Origin of the sequence: Agrobacterium sp. ST15.13.013 (genome assembly GCF_027956525.1) — a bacterium.
In the GTDB taxonomy this organism is placed as follows: domain Bacteria; phylum Pseudomonadota; class Alphaproteobacteria; order Rhizobiales; family Rhizobiaceae; genus Agrobacterium; species Agrobacterium salinitolerans.
This window is the reverse complement of record NZ_JAQKGP010000122.1, coordinates 1-377: the sequence shown is the minus strand read 5'-3', so window position 1 is coordinate 377 and position 377 is coordinate 1. Positions and strand designations below refer to the sequence as shown.

Here is a 377-nt window from a genome sequence, read left to right as displayed (position 1 = left end):
CGCCTTTCGGCCTCGCCTTAGGGGTCGACTCACCCTGCCCCGATTAACGTTGGACAGGAACCCTTGGCCTTCCGGCGGGCGGGCTTTTCACCCGCTTTATCGTTACTTATGTCAGCATTCGCACTTCTGATACCTCCAGCATGCCTCACAGCACACCTTCGCAGGCTTACAGAACGCTCCCCTACCCAACAACACATAGTGTCGCTGCCGCAGCTTCGGTGCATGGTTTAGCCCCGTTACATCTTCCGCGCAGGCCGACTCGACCAGTGAGCTATTACGCTTTCTTTAAATGATGGCTGCTTCTAAGCCAACATCCTGGCTGTCTGTGCCTTCCCACATCGTTTCCCACTTAACCATGACTTTGGGACCTTAGCTGG

The 377-nt window shown here is 55.4% G+C and carries 1 rRNA gene; it reads right to left on the bottom strand.

Features of this window, described 5'->3' with window-relative positions:
* A 23S ribosomal RNA gene (locus PL597_RS26175) occupies positions 1-377 on the bottom strand; the annotation flags it as partial.